18 protein-coding genes and 5 tRNA genes are annotated in these 19,827 nt (G+C 72.9%); 14 read left to right on the top strand and 9 right to left on the bottom strand.

The genetic code is table 11. The features are described from left to right. Positions 1-70: 70 nt before the first annotated feature. From B9S58_RS34265 to B9S58_RS34240, 6 genes are all read left to right on the top strand, one after another. Positions 71-937, top strand: a complete 867-nt coding sequence (locus B9S58_RS34265; protein WP_103535776.1) for a MetQ/NlpA family ABC transporter substrate-binding protein — start codon at positions 71-73, stop codon at positions 935-937. Positions 938-1,039: 102 nt separating this feature from the next. Next, positions 1,040-1,726: a GNAT family N-acetyltransferase gene (locus B9S58_RS34260; protein ID WP_103535775.1), complete on the top strand. Its 687-nt coding sequence runs from the start codon at positions 1,040-1,042 to the stop codon at positions 1,724-1,726. A gap of 110 nt (positions 1,727-1,836) precedes the next feature. Beyond that, complete coding sequence (gene cbiE, locus B9S58_RS34255; protein WP_103535774.1) at positions 1,837-3,075, top strand: precorrin-6y C5,15-methyltransferase (decarboxylating) subunit CbiE; 1,239 nt, start codon at positions 1,837-1,839, stop codon at positions 3,073-3,075. A 332-nt stretch (positions 3,076-3,407) separates the two neighbouring features. Further along, on the top strand, positions 3,408-6,899 hold the full coding sequence (gene cobT / locus B9S58_RS34250) for a nicotinate-nucleotide--dimethylbenzimidazole phosphoribosyltransferase (RefSeq protein ID WP_103535773.1): 3,492 nt from the start codon (positions 3,408-3,410) through the stop codon (positions 6,897-6,899). Between the two features lie 304 nt (positions 6,900-7,203). Beyond that, complete coding sequence (cobA, locus tag B9S58_RS34245; protein ID WP_103535772.1) at positions 7,204-8,505, top strand: uroporphyrinogen-III C-methyltransferase; 1,302 nt, start codon at positions 7,204-7,206, stop codon at positions 8,503-8,505. Between the two features lie 79 nt (positions 8,506-8,584). Beyond that, entirely contained in the window at positions 8,585-9,403 is an 819-nt protein-coding gene (locus B9S58_RS34240) for an RNA methyltransferase (protein ID WP_103535771.1), read from the top strand. Between the two features lie 30 nt (positions 9,404-9,433). Here the strand turns inward: B9S58_RS34240 and B9S58_RS34235 are convergent, their stop codons facing one another. Next, a complete protein-coding gene (locus tag B9S58_RS34235; RefSeq protein WP_258045196.1) occupies positions 9,434-10,792 on the bottom strand; it encodes a serine/threonine protein kinase in 1,359 nt (452 codons plus the stop codon). A gap of 642 nt (positions 10,793-11,434) precedes the next feature. On the opposite strand from B9S58_RS34235, the gene B9S58_RS34230 reads away from it, so the two are divergent. The 3 genes from B9S58_RS34230 to B9S58_RS34220 all read left to right on the top strand — a co-directional run bounded on the left by B9S58_RS34230 (position 11,435) and on the right by B9S58_RS34220 (position 13,303). Further along, a complete protein-coding gene (locus B9S58_RS34230) occupies positions 11,435-11,641 on the top strand; it encodes a hypothetical protein (protein ID WP_103535770.1) in 207 nt (68 codons plus the stop codon). Between the two features lie 250 nt (positions 11,642-11,891). Further along, the gene (locus tag B9S58_RS34225) at positions 11,892-12,920 is read left to right on the top strand and encodes a phosphotransferase family protein (RefSeq protein WP_103535769.1); all 1,029 of its coding nucleotides are present in this window, start codon (positions 11,892-11,894) and stop codon (positions 12,918-12,920) included. A 65-nt stretch (positions 12,921-12,985) separates the two neighbouring features. Next, on the top strand, positions 12,986-13,303 hold the full coding sequence (locus B9S58_RS34220) for a zf-TFIIB domain-containing protein (protein WP_103535768.1): 318 nt from the start codon (positions 12,986-12,988) through the stop codon (positions 13,301-13,303). A gap of 121 nt (positions 13,304-13,424) precedes the next feature. Here B9S58_RS34220 and B9S58_RS34215 read toward each other — a convergent pair. The 5 genes from B9S58_RS34215 to B9S58_RS34195 form a co-directional block, all read right to left on the bottom strand. Beyond that, a tRNA-Val gene (locus tag B9S58_RS34215) sits at positions 13,425-13,499 on the bottom strand. A gap of 23 nt (positions 13,500-13,522) precedes the next feature. After that, positions 13,523-13,594: transfer RNA gene (locus tag B9S58_RS34210), tRNA-Val, on the bottom strand. 36 nt (positions 13,595-13,630) lie between these two features. Then, positions 13,631-13,702 (bottom strand) — tRNA-Val (locus tag B9S58_RS34205). Position 13,703: 1 nt separating this feature from the next. After that, positions 13,704-13,777 (bottom strand) — tRNA-Cys (locus tag B9S58_RS34200). Positions 13,778-13,814: 37 nt separating this feature from the next. Next, positions 13,815-13,887: transfer RNA gene (locus B9S58_RS34195), tRNA-Gly, on the bottom strand. Between the two features lie 145 nt (positions 13,888-14,032). Here B9S58_RS34195 and B9S58_RS34190 point away from each other — a divergent pair. The 3 genes from B9S58_RS34190 to B9S58_RS34180 all read left to right on the top strand — a co-directional run bounded on the left by B9S58_RS34190 (position 14,033) and on the right by B9S58_RS34180 (position 16,831). Beyond that, complete coding sequence (locus B9S58_RS34190; protein ID WP_181009552.1) at positions 14,033-15,091, top strand: chorismate-binding protein; 1,059 nt, start codon at positions 14,033-14,035, stop codon at positions 15,089-15,091. Next, positions 15,088-15,909: an aminotransferase class IV gene (locus B9S58_RS34185; protein ID WP_103535767.1), complete on the top strand. Its 822-nt coding sequence runs from the start codon at positions 15,088-15,090 to the stop codon at positions 15,907-15,909. Before B9S58_RS34190 ends, B9S58_RS34185 begins: the two co-directional genes overlap by 4 nt. 85 nt (positions 15,910-15,994) lie before the next feature. After that, positions 15,995-16,831, top strand: a complete 837-nt coding sequence (locus tag B9S58_RS34180) for a GNAT family N-acetyltransferase (RefSeq protein WP_103535766.1) — start codon at positions 15,995-15,997, stop codon at positions 16,829-16,831. A gap of 42 nt (positions 16,832-16,873) precedes the next feature. Here B9S58_RS34180 and B9S58_RS34175 read toward each other — a convergent pair whose 3' ends face one another. After that, entirely contained in the window at positions 16,874-17,392 is a 519-nt protein-coding gene (locus tag B9S58_RS34175; protein WP_103535765.1) for a DsbA family protein, read from the bottom strand. Between the two features lie 166 nt (positions 17,393-17,558). On the opposite strand from B9S58_RS34175, the gene B9S58_RS34170 reads away from it, so the two are divergent. Both B9S58_RS34170 and B9S58_RS38345 read left to right on the top strand, forming a co-directional pair. After that, positions 17,559-18,053, top strand: a complete 495-nt coding sequence (locus B9S58_RS34170) for a hypothetical protein (protein WP_103535828.1) — start codon at positions 17,559-17,561, stop codon at positions 18,051-18,053. A gap of 167 nt (positions 18,054-18,220) precedes the next feature. Then, complete coding sequence (locus tag B9S58_RS38345; RefSeq protein WP_164494018.1) at positions 18,221-18,376, top strand: hypothetical protein; 156 nt, start codon at positions 18,221-18,223, stop codon at positions 18,374-18,376. A gap of 33 nt (positions 18,377-18,409) precedes the next feature. Here B9S58_RS38345 and B9S58_RS34165 read toward each other — a convergent pair whose 3' ends face one another. Both B9S58_RS34165 and B9S58_RS34160 read right to left on the bottom strand, forming a co-directional pair. Further along, complete coding sequence (locus B9S58_RS34165; RefSeq protein WP_103535764.1) at positions 18,410-18,994, bottom strand: CGNR zinc finger domain-containing protein; 585 nt, start codon at positions 18,992-18,994, stop codon at positions 18,410-18,412. A gap of 267 nt (positions 18,995-19,261) precedes the next feature. Then, positions 19,262-19,675: an SsgA family sporulation/cell division regulator gene (locus tag B9S58_RS34160; RefSeq protein WP_003959770.1), complete on the bottom strand. Its 414-nt coding sequence runs from the start codon at positions 19,673-19,675 to the stop codon at positions 19,262-19,264. Between the last annotated feature and the right edge of the window lie 152 nt (positions 19,676-19,827).

The raw sequence follows: 19,827 nt of genomic DNA, 5'->3' as shown, positions 1-19,827 counted from the left end.
GACTTTCCTTCCCACCGAGCCCGAACTCCTTGTCCGGGCGCACCACCACCACAAGAAAGAGGCACTTTTCGTGCGCAAGAACATCAAGATCACCGCAGCTGTCGCTTCCGCCGCCGCCCTCGCCCTGGGCCTCGGCGCCTGCGGTACGGACTCCGACCCGGCGTCCAAGAGCGAGACCGGCGCGAACGCCGACACCTCCAAGGCCCTGGTCGTCGCCGCCTCCCCGACCCCGCACGCGGACATCCTGAACTTCGTCAAGAAGAACCTGGCGGCGAAGGAGGGCCTCAAGCTGGAGGTCAAGGAGTTCACGGACTACGTCCTGCCGAACACCGCCACCCAGAACGGGCAGGTCGACGCCAACTTCTTCCAGCACAAGCCCTACCTGGACGACTTCAACGCGAAGCAGAAGACCACCATCGTGCCCGTGGTCGACGTGCACCTGGAGCCGCTCGGCCTCTACTCCAAGACGGTCAAGGACCTGAAGGACATCAAGGCCGGACAGACCATCGCCGTCCCCAACGACACCACCAACGGCGGCCGCGCCCTCCAGCTGCTCGCCGAGAACGGCCTGATCACCGTCAAGGACGGCGTCGGCACCAGCGCCAAGCTGAGCGACATCACCGACAAGAAGGGCCTGGAGTTCAAGGAGCTGGAGGCCGCCACCGTGCCCCGCGCCCTGGACGACGTGGACGCCGCCGTCATCAACGGCAACTACGCCATCGAGGCCGAGCTGAAGCCCGGCAAGGACTCCCTCGCCCTGGAGAAGGCCGAGGGCAACCCGTACGCCAACTTCCTGGCGGTCAAGGACGGCAACGAGAAGGACCCGCGCGTCGAGAAGCTCGCGAAGCTCCTCAACTCCGACGAGGTCAAGAAGTTCGTCGAGGACACCTACCAGGGGTCGATCGTCCCGGCCTTCGGTACCCCCGCCAAGTCCTGACACCAGCCCGGCACTTGCCGACGGAGCCCCGTACTTCCCTCCCCGGAGGTGCGGGGCTCCGTCGTGCCGACCCGCCCATGCGCAAGGCGGACCCGATGCTGCATGCTGTGTTTTTACCCGGTCCTCGGCATGGAGCTGCGCATGACTACCACCTTTCCGTCCATCTCCATCAGCACGGACAGGTTGGTGATGCGTCCCTTCGAGATGGCCGACATCCCCGCGTACATCGAGATGATGAACGACGAGATGGTCACCGCGTGGATGGACGGGCCGAACCCGTACACCCAGGTCGACGCCGAACGCTGGGTCCGCAGGATCGCTCCTGCCGAACGCACCGCCGGCCACGGCATCGCCCTCGCCGTCACCGAGTTCCTCACCCAGCGGCTCGTCGGCAGCGTCCGCCTCCTCAACACCGACTGGCGCACCCGGGCCACCGAGGTCCGCTACATCACCGCCCCCTGGGCACGCGGCGAGGGGTACGCCACCGAATCCGTGCTCGCCATAGCCGAATGGCTCTTCCGCGACCAGGGCTTCGAACGCATCGAGTTGCGCACCCCCGCCGACAACACCGCCTCCCAGCAGGTCGCCCAGAAGCTCGGCTGCATCAGCGAGGGCGTCCTGCGCAACGCCCGCATCGCCCGTACCCGGACCGAGAACGGCACCGACGGCGGCTGGACCGACATCCGCACCGACCTGATCGTCTGGGGACTCCTCCCCGAGGACCTGGAAGGCATCGCCGAACAGCTCGCCGACGCCGGCGACTACGGCACGTACAACGACTGGAGGTAGCGCCCGAGGCCACCCGCGGGCCCCAGGTCCGGACCGGATACCCTCACCCCTGCCCGGCAGTGCACGGGCAACCGCCCCGCTCCCTCCGACACCCCAGGAGACAGACGACGATGGCCGACCGGGTCACGGTGATCGGCTGGGACGGCTCGCCACTGACCAGAGCGGCCACGGCCGCGCTCTCGGCCGCCACGCTCGTCGCGGGCGCCGCCCACCACCTCGCCCTGCCGGAAGTGCCCCCGAACGCCGAACGCGTCCGCCTCGGCAGCGTCGACCTGGCCGCCCGCAGGATCGCCGGACACCGCGGCAGCGCCGTGGTCCTCGCCGACGGCGACCCCGGCTTCTTCGGCGTGGTCCGCACCCTGCGTGCGCGCGAACACGGCCTGGAGGTAGAGGTCGTCCCCGCCGTCTCCTCCGTGGCCGCCGCCTTCGCCCGGGCCGGCATGCCCTGGGACGATGCCCAGATCGTCGTCGCCCACCCCCGCACCCTGCGCCGCGCGGTCAACGTCTGCCGGGCCCACCACAAGGTCGCCGTCCTCACCTCACCGGGCGCCGGACCCGCCGAACTGGCCCTCCTCCTCGACGGCGTCCACCGAACCTTCGTGATCTGCGAGGAACTCGGCACCGACCGCGAGCGCGTCACCGTTCTCACCTCCGACAAGGCGGCCGACCACGCCTGGCGCGACCCCAACGTCGTCATCGTCATCGGCGGCGGCCCCGAGACCACCGCCGCCGGAGCCTGGATCGCCGGCCGCCAGCCCGCTTATCCCCAGGGGATACGGGGCTGGGCTCTGCCTGCCGGGGCCTACCGGGCCGCCGGGGCCGAGCGGATGCAGGAGTCCGGCGAGGGCGAGTTCCCCGGCCTGCGCGCCGCCCAGCTCGCCCGCCTCGGCCCCCGCACCGGCGACCTGGTCTGGGACATCGGCTCCGGCAGCGGCGCCCTGGCCGTCGAGGCGGCCCGCTTCGGCGCGGCCGTCCTGGCCGTGGACGCCGACCCGGCCGCCTGCGCCCGCACCGAGGCCGCCGCCCGCGCCTTCGGTGTCCCGGTCCAGGTCGTCCGGGGCCGCGCTCCGCACGTCCTGGAACGGCTGCCCGAACCGGACGTCGTACGGATCGGCGGCGGGGGAGTGCCGGTGGCCACCGCGGTCACCGACCGCCGCCCCGAACGCATCGTGACCCACGCCTCGACCCGGGACGAGGCCGAGGCCCTCGGCGGTGCGCTCACCGGCAACGGCTACACGGTCGAATGCGCACTGCTCCAGTCCGTCGACCTGGACACCACCGCCTGGACCGAGCGCGAAAGGTCGGTCGTGTTCCTGCTGTCCGCGCGGCGTTCGGACCTCGCCCCCTGACCCGTTCGGCCCGGTACGCGAGGTAGGCTGGCCGATTGTTGTACCGCGCCCGGCCGTTCGTCGCTTCGTTCGTCAATGTCCGGAAAAGTGGACCGTTTTGGTCCGCACTGTGGTACGGCACCACCCGGGGGACGCGCAACGTGGCGCAGTCCACAGTGAGCCGTGGCAGAACTGCCTGTCGCGGCGGCGAACGGCCGCGAGAATAGGAAGCCCCGCGGGCGTTTCGTGCCGCGCGGCGAGCCCGCTCGTTCTTGGTGACGAGCACCGGCGTGCCGTGGCTCGGCATCCCGGGCGAAGGGCGAAGGAGCACTGACGATGGGCGAGGGGTACGCATGACTGACACCGGCCAGATCCCGGGCGAGGGACTGCCGGAGAACGCAGGCATGGTGGAGCAGCCGGGCATCCCCGCCCCGGACGCGCACACCTTCCTCGACCCCTCCGAGCACACCCCCGAGGACGACGACCTTCTGCTGATGCCGACCTCCCAGGGCGCCTGGAGCGACCCGCAGGCCGCCCCGGCTCCCGCGCAGGGCCAGCCCGCCGCGCCGCCCGCGCCCGAGCACGGTGGGCAGCAGCCCCAGCCGCAGGTTCCCGGGCAGCAGGGCCAGCCCGCCCCCGCCCCCGCTCCTGCTTCCGCCGAGACGCACGGCACCCACGAGTCCGGTGGCCGTGACTCCGGCTCCGTGGACCTCAACGGCGTACGGATCCCGGCGCCCGCGCCCGCACCGGTCGGCGCACACGCGGCCGCCGCCCCCGCCCGCCGCCCCCTGCACCGGGGCCCCGCTCCGGCCGAGGCCCCGACGTACGGCGGTACGCAGGGCGGCGTCGTGCGCTCGCTGGCCGACCGCGGCCCGGCCGGAGCCACCCGGACCGCCCCCGCACGCCACGCGGGCCCGCCGACGACGGGCCCCGAGTACTTCGACGCCCCGGCCGAGGACCCCTCGGCCCTGCCGGGCCCGCAGCTGGGCGAGATCCCGCCGCAGGCCGGCGCCCCGTGGGGGGCACATCCGCCGCAGCCGCAGCCGGAGCAGTTCGTCGCGGAGCCGGTGGCCGCGGAGCCGGAGGCAGCTCAGCAGCCGGAGCAGATGGTCGAGACCGAGCAGCCGGTGGTGGCCCAGGTGGTGGTGGAGCCTGCGGTGGTCGAGACCGAACAGCCGGTGGCGGTGTCCGCCCCGGCGGCCGCGGCAGCCCCGGTCGTACAGCTGGACCAGCCGGTGCAGTCCGCTGCCGCTGCGCAGCCGGAGGCTGCCCCGGCAGAAACGGTCGTCCCCGAGCCGGCCGCCGCCGTGGAGCTGCCTCCGGCCGGACCGGTCGTCGTCCCGGAGCCCGAGGCGACCCAGCCGGAGACTCCTGCGGACGCACCTGTCCAGCCCCCGGCCGACGAGGTGGCGGCCACCCCCGAGACGCACGGTGTGGCGGTGGCCCCGGAGCCCGAGGCACAGGCCGCCCCGGTGGAGGCACCCCCTGCCCCCGAACCCCAGGTCCAGGCCCAGACGCAGGCCCAGGCCCAGGCCCAGGCTCCGCCCGTCGCCGAGCCGGTGGCGCAGCCCGAGCAGGCGACGCAGCCCGTCGAGCCGGTGCCGGCCGCAGTGGTGACCGAGAACCCGGAGGCCGTCGCGGCTCCGGAGACGGTCGTGGTGGAGCAGGTGGCCACGCCGATCGCACCCGAGCCCGTACAGCCCGCCCCGGTCGCCGAGGAGTCGGTGGCTGAAGGAGCGGACGCGCCGGAGCCGACGGCCCAGCAGCTCCCCGTAGCGGAGCAGGAGGCCGCCCCGGCCCCTGCCCCCGAACCCGCGGTCCAGCCCGCCCCCGAGCACGCAGAGGCAACGGCGGCAGAAGCGGCAGACGAAGCAGAATCAGAAGCAGCCCACGTGGTCGCACCCGAAGCCGAGGACGGCACCGGCCCCGAGGTCATCGAGACGCCGGAGCTCTTGGAGCCGCCGGAGCCCGCCCAGCAGACACCGGCCGAGGCACCGCAGGACACCGAGGCACCGCAGGAGACCGAGGCACCGACCGGGGCACCGCAGAGCATCGAGGCTCCGCAGCAGGACGGCCCGGCACAGCAGCCCGAGGAGCCCGCCGAACCGTTCACCCCGCCCGCCCCCGGCTACGACGACGCCGAACGGGAAGCGGTGCTCCGGGTCATGCGCGAGCGCCGGGACATCCGCAACGGCTTCCGCAGCGACCCGATTCCGCACGAGGTCCTGCTCCGGGTGCTGGAGGCGGCGCACACCGCGCCGAGCGTCGGCCACTCGCAGCCGTGGGACTTCGTCGTCATCCGCTCGGCGGAGACGCGCCGCTCCATGCACGAACTGGCCCAGAGCCAGCGCGACGCCTACGCCAAGTCGCTGCCCAAGGGCCGGGCGAAGCAGTTCAAGGAACTGAAGATCGAGGCGATCCTCGACACCCCGGTCAACATCGTCGTGACCGCCGACCCCACCCGCGGCGGCCGCCACACCCTCGGCCGGCACACCCAGCCGCAGATGGCGCCGTACTCCTCGGCCCTGGCCGTCGAGAACCTGTGGCTCGCGGCCCGCGCCGAGGGCCTCGGCGTCGGCTGGGTCAGTTTCTTCGACGAGCGGGAGATGGTCCGCGCGCTGGGCCTGCCCGAGCACCTCGAAGTGGTGGCCTACCTCTGCGTCGGTTACGTCGACGAGTTCCCCGAGGAGCCCGAGCTGATGCAGGCGGGCTGGTCCAAGCGCCGCCCGCTGTCCTGGGTCGTCCACGAGGAGACGTACGGCCGTCGCGCGCTGCCCGGCGCCGAACCGCACGACCTGCTCCAGGAGACGATCTCCGCGATTCGCCCGCTGGACGCGAAGGCGCTCGGCGAGGCGTGGGAACGCCAGAAGCGGATGACGAAGCCCGCCGGTGCGCTCGGCATGCTGGAGATCATCTCCGCGCAGCTGTCCGGGCTCTCCCGGATGTGCCCGCCGCCGATCCCGGAGCCCGCGGCGGTCGCGATCTTCGCCGGTGACCACGGGGTGCACGCCCAGGGCGTCACCGCCTGGCCGCAGGAGGTCACCGCCCAGATGGTGGCGAACTTCCTGGGCGGCGGAGCTGTCTGCAACGCGTTCGCGGCCCAGGTCGGCGCGGAGGTCTGCGTGGTGGACGTCGGTGTGGCCTCGGACCTGCCCGCGACCCCCGGCCTGCTGCCCCGCAAGGTGCGGCCCGGAACGGCGGACTTCACCACGGGCCCCGCGCTCAGCCGCGAAGAGGTCCTGGCCGCGATCGAGGTGGGCATCGAGACCGCCCGCGACCTGGTGGCGGCGGGCAACAAGGCCCTGCTCACCGGCGAGATGGGCATCGCCAACACCACCGCGTCGGCTGCGCTGATCTGCGTGTACACCGGGATCGACGCCTCCGAGGTGACTGGCCGGGGGACCGGCATCAACGACGAGATGCACGCCCGCAAGGTCGACGTCGTCCGCCGCGCCCTCGACCTGCACCAGCCGGACCCGGCCGACCCGATCGGCGTGCTCGCGGCGGTCGGCGGCCTGGAGCACGCGGCGATGGCGGGCTTCCTCCTCGGCGGAGCCTCCCTGCGTACGCCGGTGATCCTGGACGGTGTGAGCGCGGGCGCGGCGGCCCTGGTCGCCCGCGCCATCGCCCCCGAGGCGCTGGCAGCCTGCATCGCCGGCCACCGCAGCGCCGAGCCCGGCCATGTCGCCGCGCTGAACAAGCTGGGCCTGCGCCCGCTGGTCGACCTCGACCTGCGCCTGGGCGAGGGCACCGGCGCGCTGCTGGCGCTCCCGATCGTGCAGAGCGCGGCGCGCGCGATGCACGAGGTGGCGACATTCGACTCGGCGGGCGTGACGGAGAAGTAGCCGGCCCCGCCCCGGCCCTCCTACCCAGCCTTTCCGGCGTTCGAAGAGCGTGGCCGGGGGTGAAGCCCCGAACCCGAGCCCGTCCGGCGCCTGAGGACAGGAGGGGGCCCGGGGCGGAGCCCCGGTCTCGGGAAGGGGCGGGTAGGGGACAAGGCCCGCCGCAGGCGCCCCCGACCGCCCCGGGGCCCCTCCCACCCCCACCCCGTATCGTGTTCCCCATTCGGAAACCCCACTTTCCGCACGTCACAGCCGCTTCACCGCCGCAGCGGCCTACGCAGCACCCGCACGAGGAGCCCGTACCGCCATGGCCGAGCACGCCGACCACGCCGACCGCGCAGGTCACGCAGACCGCGCCGACCACCCCGCGTACCCCGTAGGACTGCGCCTGCACGGCCGTCGGGTCGTCGTCGTCGGCGGCGGCCAGGTCGCCCAGCGGCGGCTGCCGCAGCTCATCGCCACCGGTGCCGTCATCACCCTGGTCTCCCCCTCCGCGACGCCCTCCGTCGAGGCCATGGCGGACGCCGGGGAGATCCGCTGGGAGCGTCGCCGCTACCAGGACGGCGACCTCGCCGACACCTGGTACGCCCTGATCGCCTCCTCCGACACCACGGCCAACGACGCCGCATCCGCCGAGGCCGAGCGCAGCCGCACCTGGTGCGTCCGGGCCGACGACGCCGAGGCCGCCACCGCCTGGACCCCGGCCACCGGCCGCAGCGAGAACGTGACCGTCGCCGTCCTCACCACCACCTCCCAGGGCCGCGACCCCCGGCACTCCGCCGCCATCCGCGACGCCATCGTCGAGGGCCTGCGCGACGGCACCCTCGCAGCCCCGCACCACCGCACCCGCGCCCCCGGCGTCGCGCTCGTCGGCGGCGGCCCCGGCGACCCGGACCTGATCACGGTTCGCGGCCGCCGCCTCCTCGCCGAGGCCGACGTGGTCATCGCCGACCGCCTCGGCCCCCGCGACCTGCTCGACGAACTCCCGCCGCACGTCGAGGTGATCGACGCCGCGAAGATCCCGTACGGGCGGTTCATGGCCCAGGAGGCGATCAACCAGGCGCTGATCGAGCACGCCAAGGCGGGCAAGTCCGTGGTCAGGCTCAAGGGCGGCGACCCGTTCGTCTTCGGCCGAGGCATGGAGGAGGCCCAGGCACTGGCCGCCGAGGGCATTGCCTGCACGGTCGTCCCCGGGATCTCCAGCACCATCTCCGTCCCCGGTGCGGCCGGCATCCCGGTCACCCACCGAGGCGTCGCCCATGAGTTCACCGTGGTCAGCGGCCATGTCGCCCCCGAGGACCCGCGCTCGCTGGTCGACTGGGCGGCCATCGCCCGGCTGCGCGGCACCCTCGTCCTGCTGATGGCCGTCGACAAGATCGGCGCCATCGCCGCCGCCCTGATCGCCCACGGCAAGGACCCGGCCACCCCGGTGGCCCTCGTCCAGGAGGGCACCACCGCCGCCCAGCGCCGGGTCGACGCGACCCTCGCGGACGTCGGCGAGCGGGCGGTCGCCGAGGACGTGCGCCCGCCCGCCGTGATCGTCGTCGGCGAGGTCGTCGCGGTCGGCCCGGACTCCGCACCGAGGACCGCCCCGGATCCGGCCGAGTGACCAGCAGCGAAGTAACCCGCGGTTACATATCTCGATCCCAGACGTTGGCACCACACACCGGACAAGGCAGTATCACCCTGTGGCAGATCTCATCACCGTCGACGACCCCGACGACCCGCGGCTGAGCGACTACATCGGCCTGACCGACGTGGAGCTGCGACGACGACGCGAACCGGCCGAAGGCCTCTTCATCGCCGAGGGCGAGAAGGTGATCCGACGCGCCCGGCAGACCGGGTACGAGATGCGGTCCATGCTGCTCTCGGCCAAGTGGGTCGACGTCATGCGCGACGTCATCGACGAGGTCCCGGCCCCGGTGTACGCCGTCGCTCCCGAGCTCGCCGAACGCGTCACCGGCTACCACGTACACCGCGGTGCGCTCGCCTCCATGCAGCGCAAGCCGCTGCCCGCCTCCGACGAACTGCTCGCCACCGCGCGCCGGGTGGTGGTCATGGAGTCGGTGAACGACCACACCAACATCGGTGCCATCTTCCGCAGCGCGGCGGCCCTGGGCATGGACGCGGTCCTGCTCTCACCGGACTGCGCCGACCCGCTCTACCGGCGCTCCGTCAAGGTCTCCATGGGCGCGGTCTTCTCCGTCCCCTACGCCCGGCTGGAAGCCTGGCCCAAGGGGTTGGAAGGGGTACGGGAGGCCGGCTTCCGGCTCCTCGCCCTCACTCCGGACACCAAGGCCACCAGCATCGACGAGGCGGCCCCGCACCGGTTGGAACGGGTGGCGCTGATGCTCGGCGCGGAGGGCGACGGCCTGTCCACACAGGCTCTGATGGCCGCCGACGCATGGGTCCGCATCCCGATGGCGCACGGCGTCGACTCGCTGAACGTGGGCGCGGCGGCGGCCGTCGCGTTCTACGCGGTGGCCACGGGACGCCCGGAGAGCTGAGTACGGGCAAGCCCCCGCCGGGTCCTGGCGTCAGGACGACCGCGTCGCCCCCTGCGTACCCCGGACCTGATGATCGCCGGAGCCGCCGGAGTCGTCCTGCCAGGCCTGCGCCCGGGGCGCCCGCTCCGGCTGCTCGCTCCCGCCGAGACCTCGGGCCGGCCCCTGACAGCCCTGCGCCGCCGCGATGCCCAGCGCCACCAGCAGGGTCACCACGACGAACACCACCAGCCGCTGACGCAGCAGCCGAGGGTTGGCCGGACCACGCCCCGCCGAGGTCGTGCGGCCCCCGGAGCGGGTCCCGGGCCGGCCGTTCGTCCCGGCCGGGGGCCCCTGCCGCTTCCCCCCGGAACGCGTCGTGTTGCGCGACGCCTGCTGCGGGCGCGAGCCACCGGTGCGCGATGGCCCCGAACGAGCGGGCGCGCCGCGCCTGCCCGGCTGGGGGCGGGAGGCGGACGGGCCATCCGAACGGCGGGTGTGCTGCTCGGCGTACGGATCGGCCATCCGCCCGGTCGGCCGGTCGGCTTCCTGGGCGGAGCGCTGGAAGGGCGGCCGGCTCTCATGCAGCCCCTGCGCCTCGCGCGCCGCGATCTCCTTGAGACGCATGGACAGTTGAAGCGTGCTGGGCCGCTCCTCCGGGTCCTTCGCCAGACAGGCGCGCACCAGGGGGGCCAGCGCGTGGTGCACATCGTGGAGCTGCGGCTCCTCGTGCACGACGCGGTACAGCATCACCTCGGAACTGCCGTGTCCGAAGGGGGAGTCGGCCATCGCCGCGTACGCCAGTGTCGCGCCGAGCGAGAAGACGTCCGTCGCGGGCGTCACCGCCGCGCCCCGCACCTGCTCGGGCGCGAGGAACCCGGGCGACCCCACCGCCGTACCGACATGGGTGAGCGTGCTCGCCCCGGTCGCCCAGGCGATGCCGAAGTCGATGATGCGGGGGCCCTTGGGGGAGAGGAGGATGTTCGACGGCTTCAGGTCGCGGTGGACCACCCCCGCCTCGTGCACCGCCACCAGACCCTCGGAGAGCGCCGCCCCGATCGAGGCGACCTCGGCGGCGGCCAGGGGGCCCTCCTCGGCGACCTTGTCGTGCAGTGAGGGGCCGGGCACGTACTGCGTCGCGAACCACGGGCGGTCCGCCTCCAGATCGGCGGCGACCAGCCGGGCCGTGCAGCCGCCGCGGATCCGCCGGGCCGCCGACACCTCGCGTGCGAACCGCGAACGGAACTCCTGATCCTCCGCCAGGTCGGGCCGGATCACCTTGAGCGCGACCCGCTGGCCGCGCCGGTCGGAGCCGAGGTAGACGACGCCCATGCCACCCGCGCCGAGCCGCCGGTGCAGCCGGAACGAGCCGACGAGACGCGGGTCCTCGCGCCGGAGCCGCATCATCGCCATCGTCTGCCCATCCCCGCTGCCTGGTCCGCCTGACGAGGCACAGCTTACGTACCCCGCGCCCGGCACGCTCAGAGGCCGCGCCCTCGCCGGGGATTCGATTGTCCGTGCCGTACGGGAGGGGTGAAGAGGGGTCAGGGCGCGGCGGATCCGGGCCCCTCAGACGGCCGGCCCGCTCAAGGGGCCGTCGGGCAAGGGCGATTGGATCACTGCGGGACGCCGGGACGCGGTCGTCACGGAGGCGGTGACCACCGTCCCGGCATACGGGGTAGTGCTGTCCCGGGCGGCCGCCGGCACAGGGGTGGCCGCCCGTCGGGGGCGGCGGGCGTGAGTGAAGTCACCCACCGGGCGTGCCCGCGGGGCCGACGGGTCACGTACCGAAGAACGTTACCGAATCAGGTACTGGGCACGTGCCGGCCCGGCCCGGCGTCCCCTCCGGGATGACCCCGGCCCCCGGTGGTCCGTCTCCACCCAGGGGAGTACGCCGATCGACGACGGCTCATCCTCCGGGAGGCCTGGGATTCGGTACGCGGGCATGACGCCCTGTGCTCGCCGCTTACCTAATGTTGAGATCAAGCGGCGGGCGCAGCACTCGTCCCCCGAGGTCACACGCCCGCCGCCCCCCATCAGGTCAGGAGAGGAACCATGTCGGACACGGCAACGCGGACGATGGTCCGTATGCAGGGACGCGAGGCGTACGCCGCGCTCGGCGCCCGCTCGTCCGGCACCCGTCACCCCTTGGTGGCGACGGCGATGGTCCTTCCCCTGGCGGCCCTGCTCGTGGTCGTCTTCGGCGGCTGGGACGCGGTGGTCACACATGCGTCGTCCGTGGCGGTGATGCTGGGGCGCTGAGCGGCGCCCGGGGTCCGGAAGAGCGGTCCGGACCCACGCATCCGGCCAACAGCCCCGTGGGGACGGGGGTGCGGCGGACGGCAGCGTTTGTCCGGTCAGCTGGGGAGCTGACCGGGCATCGCGCTGTCCGGGCTCAGGCGCTTCCCGGTTCAGGCCCACGCACAGCACCAGCACGGTCCGGACCGGCTCTCGCGTTACGCTCACCGCAGGACCGGTGCCACGGCCGGGCCGACCGACGCCGGGGGAGCCGTTGACCACCACCGAGACCTCAGTCGTCCATGACCTGGGCACCCTCGCGCACCGCCTCTCGCACCCCACCAGGACACGTTGCGTGTGCGGGCCGCCGCAGGTCCTCGCGGACCGGCCCGACGGCACGGTGGTCCGCAGCGGCGCGATCGTGGCGAAGGCCCACGCCGCCGACACCGACCGCGAGGCACTGGCGGCCCGGACCGCCCTGGCCGCCGCCCCGCAGCTCACCGGGATCCTGCTCCCGCCGCTCACTGCCCCAGGGCAGTCGCTCACCGCCCCCGGGCACCCAGAGCCCTCCGGCGCCCCCCAGCGGTCTGAGCCCCCCGAGCGCCCCGCGCCCGCTCCCCGCCCGGTCACGCTCTGGCCGTTCGGCGAGCCCGTGGACCCCACCGACCCCGAGGCGGCTCCCTGGGCCGAGGCAGCCGTGCTGCTCGCCCGCCTCCACCGGACGGAGCCCCCGTTCCGGATCCCGCCGATGCGTGGACCGGCCAAGGCGGCGAGGGCCGTCGCCCGGATGCGCGCCGCCCTTCCCGGCGACCCGGCCGTCCTGCCCGTGCTGGCCGGCTGGCGCGCCCTGCCGGCCTGGGCCCGGGGCGAGTCCCCGGCGCCCTTGCGGAGGGCCGGCTTCCTGTGCCACGGAGACCTGCACCTGGGCCAGCTCGTCCGTCATCCCGCGCCGGACGGGCCCTGGCTGCTCATCGACGTTGATGACGCGGGGGCGGGCGACCCGGCGTGGGACCTCGCCCGGCCCGCGGCCTGGTACGCGGCCGGACTCCTGGCTCCCGAGGACTGGTCCGCCTGCCTGGACGCCTACCGTTCCGCCGGGGGACCCGCGGTTCCCGCCGCCGGGGACCCCTGGCCCGAACTGGACGTCCCCGCCCGCGCGCTGACGGTGCAGACGGCGGCCCTCGCCCTGGCCAAGTGCGCCGCGGAGCAACGGGATCCGGACGAGCTCGAACAGTTGATGATCGAATCCTGTGCCCGAATCGCTACGTTGCCGTCCGAGTTGGCCGCCGACCACGCGTCGTAGGGTGAACGGACCGCCGCCGGGCAGGCATTCCGGCGACGGCACAACGAGGGCGAGGAGCCGAGCCGATGATGCAGTGCCCGAAGTGTCACGCGCAGATGAACACGTACAACCGCAACGGCGTCCAGATCGAGCAGTGCAGCGGTTGCCGGGGGATATTCCTCGACTACGGCGAGCTGGAGTCGCTGACCCGCCTGGAGTCCCAGTGGTCCCAGCAGGCTCCGCCCGCGCCCCCCGCCCCCGGGGGCTACCCGGCAGCTCCCGCCCCACAGGCGTACCCGGCCGCTCCCGCCGCCCACGCCCCGGCCTGGGGCGCACCGCAGCACGGCGGGCACTACGGCCACCGCCGCCAGAAGGGCTTCGGCCGGATGCTGTTCTCGTCCTGAGCGTCCTGAGCGTCCTGAGCGTCCTGAGCAGCCCGGCGGTCACCGCGTCGCCGGGCCGCTCAGGGGGACGGACCGTACGACGAAAGAACCCCCGGTCGTGGAGACGACCAGGGGTTCTCGGTGGTGCGCGATACTGGGATTGAACCAGTGACCTCTTCCGTGTCAGGGAAGCGCTCTCCCGCTGAGCTAATCGCGCGGGGTGAAACTGCGTGTACTGCGTGCGCGATACTGGGATTGAACCAGTGACCTCTTCCGTGTCAGGGAAGCGCTCTCCCGCTGAGCTAATCGCGCGGAGATCCTTGCGGACCGATGATCCTTGCGGATCAGTGGACGATACTGGGATTGAACCAGTGACCTCTTCCGTGTCAGGGAAGCGCTCTCCCGCTGAGCTAATCGTCCTTGGAGGTGGAGACGGGATTTGAACCCGTGTAGACGGCTTTGCAGGCCGTTGCCTCGCCTCTCGGCCACTCCACCAGGGGTGGGGGTTCGGGAAGAATCCCCACCTTCTGCGAGCGGACGACCAGGTTCGAACTGGCGACCTCAACCTTGGCAAGGTTGCGCTCTACCAACTGAGCTACGTCCGCTTGTCTTTCCCGGACTGCTTGCGCGTCCCGGCGACGTGTTGAACTCTAGCGGATTCCCGGGCCAGTACAAAAACGCGTTTGTGCAGCGTGCTGCGGTGACCTCGCCCCGGCGCAGGTCACCGCACACCGTCCTAGACTCATTCGCGTGTCCGATCTCGCCCCCTTGGCCCGCTTCGACGGCCTCATCGCCTCCGGTCTGCAGGATGTGACCCGCGATCCTGCGGCTCTCGATTCATCCGGTTTCTGGGCGGTATGCGCCGATTTTGAAGGCCGTATCGTCTGCGCCCGCTTCTCCGACGTACGCAAGGAGCCGGTGCCTCCTCCCGCGCCCGGAGCCTGGCGTGGGCCCGCCACCGGGGACTGGAACTCCTCGCTGGACCGTGACGCCTACACAGCGGGCGTACGGCGGATCCGTGAACACATCGCGGCGGGCGACGTCTATCAGGCCAACCTCTGCCGGGTGCTTTCCGCACCGCTCCCCGGCGGCGGGGCCGGGGCCGACATCGACGCCCTGACCTCCCTGCTCGCCCGTGGCAACCCCGCACCGTACGCGGGAACGATCCGGCTGCCCGGCCACGGGGTGGAGGTCGCCACCGCGTCCCCGGAACTCTTCCTGCGGCGCGACGGGCGGACCGTGGAGTCCGGGCCGATCAAGGGCACCGGCCGGACCGAGAACGATCTGCTGGCGAAGGACCATGCGGAGAACGTGATGATCGTGGACCTGGTCCGCAACGACCTGGGCCGGGTCTGTGCCACCGGAAGCGTGAGCGTGCCCGATCTCTGCGTGGTGGAGAAGCACCCGGGCCTCGTCCACCTCGTCTCCACCGTCCGGGGCCGGCTGGCCGACGGGGCGGGCTGGCCCGAGCTGTTCTCGGCGGCCTTCCCGCCCGGCTCGGTCACCGGGGCGCCGAAGTCCAGCGCGCTGCGGATCATCGCCGAGCTGGAGCGGGCCCCGCGCGGGCCGTACTGCGGTGCGGTCGGCTGGGTCGACGCCGACCGGGGTACGGCCTCGCTCGCCGTCGGGATACGGACGTTCTGGATCGACCGGGCCGGGCCCGCGCCGCTGCTGCGGTTCGGGACCGGGGCCGGGATCACCTGGGGATCCGACCCGGAGCGCGAATGGGACGAGACCGAACTCAAGGCCTCCCGGCTGCTCGCTGTAGCGTCAGGGGCGTTCGAGGAGACAGGAAGGACCGCGATATGAGGATCTGGGTCAACGGCGGACTGCGGGACGCCGACGACGCCCGGCTTTCGGTGCTCGACCATGGGCTGACCGTGGGCGACGGCATCTTCGAGACGGTGCGTACGAGCGAGGGGCGCCCCTTCGCCCTGACCCGGCACCTCGACCGCCTCACCCGGTCCGCCCGGGGCCTGGGCCTGCCCGACCCCGACCACGACGAGGTCCGTCGCGCCGCCGCCGCGGTCATCGACGCCAACCCCGTCGCCCTGGGACGCCTGCGGATCACCTACACCGGCGGGCTGTCCCCGCTCGGCTCGGACCGGGGCACCGACGGGCCGAGCCTTGTCGTCGCCCTCGACGGGGTGAGTCGCCGCCCGGACAGCACGGCGGTGATCACCGTCCCCTGGACGCGCAACGAACGCGGCGCGCTCGCGGGCCTGAAGACCACCTCGTACGCCGAGAACGTCGTCGCCCTGGCACGGGCGCGGGAACGGGGCGCGTCCGAGGCGTTGTTCCCCAACACGGCCGACCGCCTCTGCGAAGGCACCGGATCCAATGTGTTCGTCGTCCTGGACGGCCGCATCCACACCCCGCCGGTGGCCTCCGGCTGTCTCGCCGGGATCACCCGCGCGCTGGCCGTGGAGTGGACCGGGGCCGAGGAGACCGACCTCCCGATGGACGTCCTCGACGAGGCCGACGAGGTGTTCCTGACCTCGACGCTCCGCGACATCCAGGCGGTGCACCGGGTCGACGACCGCGAGCTGTCCCCGGAGAGCGGACCGGTGACGGCGAAGGCCATGCGGATCTTCGCCGAGCGGGCCGGCGACGACCTCGACCCGTAACGGGCACCCGGGCTCGACCCGTAGAAGACCCCGGCGGCCCCGAAAAGCGCGTGACGGGGCGTCGCACAGGGGATACAAACCCTTGATGACCACGACACTCCGGCCTTCCGGGCCGCTTCAGCAAGGCGCCGACGGGGCGCGGGCCCGCCACTACGACGTGTGCGACAACGGGCGGCCGGTCGGCGCCGTCGTGATCAGCACCGACGACGCGTTCGGCGCGACCGCCGGGGTACTGGGCTCCCTCAGCGTGGAGGAGTCCCGGCGCAGGCGTGGCCGGGGCACCATCGCCGCGCTCGCCGCCGAGGAGGTGCTGCGGGGGTGGGGCTGTACCCGGGTACGGGTGGAGGTCCCCGCCGGCAACGACCCTGCCCGGCGGCTCGCGGCCGCCCTCGGCTACGCCGAACGCAGCCGCAACATGGCCAAGGACCTCGGCCCGGACGCCGCCCCGCTCCCCGTGGGCCTCACCTCGCGCGCGATGAGCGAGGAGGAGTTCGCCGCCTGGCGGCAGGACGCGGTGCGGACGTACGCGCAGGACTGGGCCGACCGCGGAGTGCCGCCCGAGCAGGCCCGGCGCAAGTCCGAGACCGACCACGCAGCCCTCCTGCCGGACGGGCTGGCGACCAAGGGGGTGCGCTTCCGGATGCTGTTGCACGCGGGCGAGGTCGTCGGCCATGTGTGGGTGGCCCTGCGGGAGCTGCCGACGGGGGGCCCGTCCGGATTCGTCTTCGACGTCGAGGTGCGCGAGGAGCACCGGGGCCGGGGCCACGGCCGGGCCCTGATGCTGGTCGCCGAGGACGTCACCCGCGCCTGGGGCGCGGACCGGCTCGGCCTGCACGTCTTCGCCTCCAACACCCCGGCCCTGCGGCTGTACGAGTCCCTCGGCTACACGACGACGCGGTACAACCTGGCCAAGGCGTTGTAGGCGGGCCCCCGCGATGCCGGTCCTGCGGTGCGGGTTCCGCGACTACCGGTCCCGCGAGGCCAGGGTGCGGTCGAGGATCTCCTCGATCCGTTCGCGCAGCCCGTCCTGGCTCTTGCCGCCGTCCAGCCGCTCGTCGCCGATCACATAGGTGGGCGTGCCGGTAACGCCGATCGCCTTGCCCTCCGCCTGGTCGGCGTCGACGATCAGCAGATGCCGGCCGTCGATCAGCGCGGTGTCGAACTCCTCGGCGTCCAGGTCCAGTTCGCGTGCCACGTCGAGGAGTGCCGGCTCGCCCGTGCGGCCGAGATCGGCGGTGCGGGACAGCAGGGCCTCGATGTACGGCCAGCCCTTGCCCTGGTCGGTCGCCTCCTCGGCGGCCTGGGCCGCGGCGTAGGCGTGCTTGTGCTTCTCCAGCGGGAAGTGCCGCAGCCGGATCTCGACGCGGTCCCCGTACCGGGCGCGGAGGGCGTGCACATCGTCGAGGGCGCGGTGGCAGTCGGGGCATTCGAGATCGCACCAGAGGTCGAGGACGACCGGTGCCGCGGGGGTGGAATCGCTCATGCGGCCAGTCTTTCAGGCCGGGCGGGCGCGTCCCAATCGGGACCCGGGCACCCCCTGGGGAGGAGCCCGGCCCTGAAATGTCCCTGAGGTGGACCGCCGCCATGGCCCCTACGGTGCTCGCCGGTGCAGGATGGAAGGGACGTATCCCCTGCGCGTGGAGGCCCTGATGCTTGCCGAGACCATCTGTTCCGCGGTGTCGGCGGCCGGCCTGGGCATCGCCGCCGTGACCGCGTACCGCAAACGGTTCCTCACGGCGACGAGGATCGCCGCCTACTCCCTCGTCCCGGTCGGGCTCGTGCTGACCGGGGTCGTCGAGTGGGTCGCCGGGATCGCCTTCAAGCCGAGTGTCTGGCTCGGCTTCGGGGTGCTCGGCCTCTCGTGGCTGCTGTTCATGACCACCCGCGCCATCGAGCGCCGCAGCGGCACCACCCGCGCGGAACGCAAGGCCGCACGGGCTGCCGGGCGGAACGAGGCGGTCGCCCCGGCCGCCTCCGCTCCCTCGCTCGGCGCCGGCGCCGGCGCCAGCGCCACGGCCGGACCGGCAGCGGCCTCGCAGCCGCAGCCGCAGCCGCAGGCGCAGTCGAAGAAGAAGCAGGGGGCCGCCGCGCCCGGCGACGACTTCAGCGACATCGAGGCGATCCTCAAGAAGCACGGCATCTGAGACGTCGGCCGGGCCCCGCGGGCCCGGTGCTCGGGCCGCCGGTCCGAATGCCTGACGGCGACCCGTACGACGGAGCGATTACCGAGGGCCACGGGACGGTGAACTCCCGGGGGAATGACCTTGGTTGATCGCCAACCCGGCCGCGGGTGCGTCATGATCACCCCGAGATGGTGGACACTTCCCGGGGCGATGCCCCCGCACCCCCCGCCGAAGAGCCCCGCGGCTGTCTCTTCGCGCTCTCCCAGCCGCCCCTGATGATCTTCCTGACGGTGATCGGGGGTCTGCTGCTGATGGCCGCCCTGCACGATCTCTTCGTGCTGTGACACGTCGGGAGGCTGTGCGGGGCGGGGTGGGCGTCAGCCCGTGGCTTCCTTGCGCCGGGCCCGGTAGGCCGCCACATGGAGCCGGTTTCCGCACGTACGGCTGGAGCAGTAGCGGCGGGAGCGGTTGCGCGACAGGTCGACGAACGCGTGCCCGCAGTCCGGCGCCTCGCAGCGCCGCAGCCGCTCCTGCTCGCCCGCCACGATGATGAAGGCCAGTGCCATGCCGCAGTCGGCCGCGAGATGGTCGGCGATCGAGGCGTCCGGGGCGAAGTAGTGCACGTGCCAGTCGTAGCCGTCGTGGTCGGTGAGCTGCGGGGTGGTCCCGGCCGCCGCGACGAGCCGGTTGACCAGGTCGGCGGCGGTGCGGGGGTCGGGTGCCGCGAAGACCTCGGCGAACCGGGCCCGTACGTCGCGCACGGCGGTGAGGTCCTTCTCGCCGAGTGCGCCGACCCCGCTGATGAGATGCCGCTCCGCGAAGGCGTACAGCGCGGCGATATCGGCGAGACCGTCCTCGGATCCGCCCGCGAGCCCGTCCCGAGGCGGCCGGCTCTCCGGTGCGGTGTTCACCAGATCGACCACCGTGTCGAGGGCGATCCGGGTGTCGTGGGGGATCAGCACGCTTCGCTCCCTGGCCTTCCGGCGGGCGGGCGCCTGCCGATGGCGGCTGACTCTACTGGCTCGGCCAATCGGCGCCGGGCCCGGTGCGGACCCGCCGACGAGCGGAATCAGCTTCTCCGGCTCCCGGGAGGGGGAGGGGTCCTGCGGGCGCACCGGCGCCGTCGTCGCGGTGGATTCCGCGACGACGGCGCCGGTGTCTGCCCTATGCGGTTGTCGGCACGACGTCGTCTCCCCGAGTCGACGGCGTCGAGCGGCTCTCTGCCTGGCTCAGCTCTCGGCCAGGATGTGGGAGAGCTCCGTGTCGAGATCGAAGTGACGATGCTCGGTGCCGGGCGGAACCGCGGCGTCGGTCCTCTTCAGGAACGACTCCAGGGCCCGCGCCGGAGCTTCGAGCAGGGCTTCTCCCTCCGGGGAACTCAGGGCGATGCATACGACGCCTTGGCCGTGACTACGGGATGGCCAGACGCGGACGTCTCCGGTGCCGGTGGGCCGGTGCAGCCCCTCGGCGAGGAGGTCACGGGCGAAAACCCATTCGACCGTCTCCTCCGCTCCGGTGTGGAAGGTGGCGTGCACGGCATAGGGATCGGCCGTGTCATACCGCAGGCCCGCGGGTACAGGCAGTGAGGACTCGCTCGACACAACGAGGCGCAGGTGCAGCTCGCAGCTGACCGTGGTGTTCATAAGCGCCAGGGCCTTTCGCTCAGTGTGCGCTCGGGGATTCGCACGTCGGCGAAATCGACATGCCACCTACGGTGGCGTTGTAAACCCCTCTGACCCATTTGTGATGCTTCGAGCCCCTCGCTCAGCGGCGTGTAACTTTGGGTTATGCGCCC

Origin of the sequence: Streptomyces sp. SM11, from assembly GCF_002910905.1 — a bacterium.
Taxonomy (GTDB): Bacteria; Actinomycetota; Actinomycetes; order Streptomycetales; family Streptomycetaceae; genus Streptomyces.
Note: the sequence above shows the minus strand (reverse complement) of the source record. Positions and strands in the feature narration are given on the sequence as shown.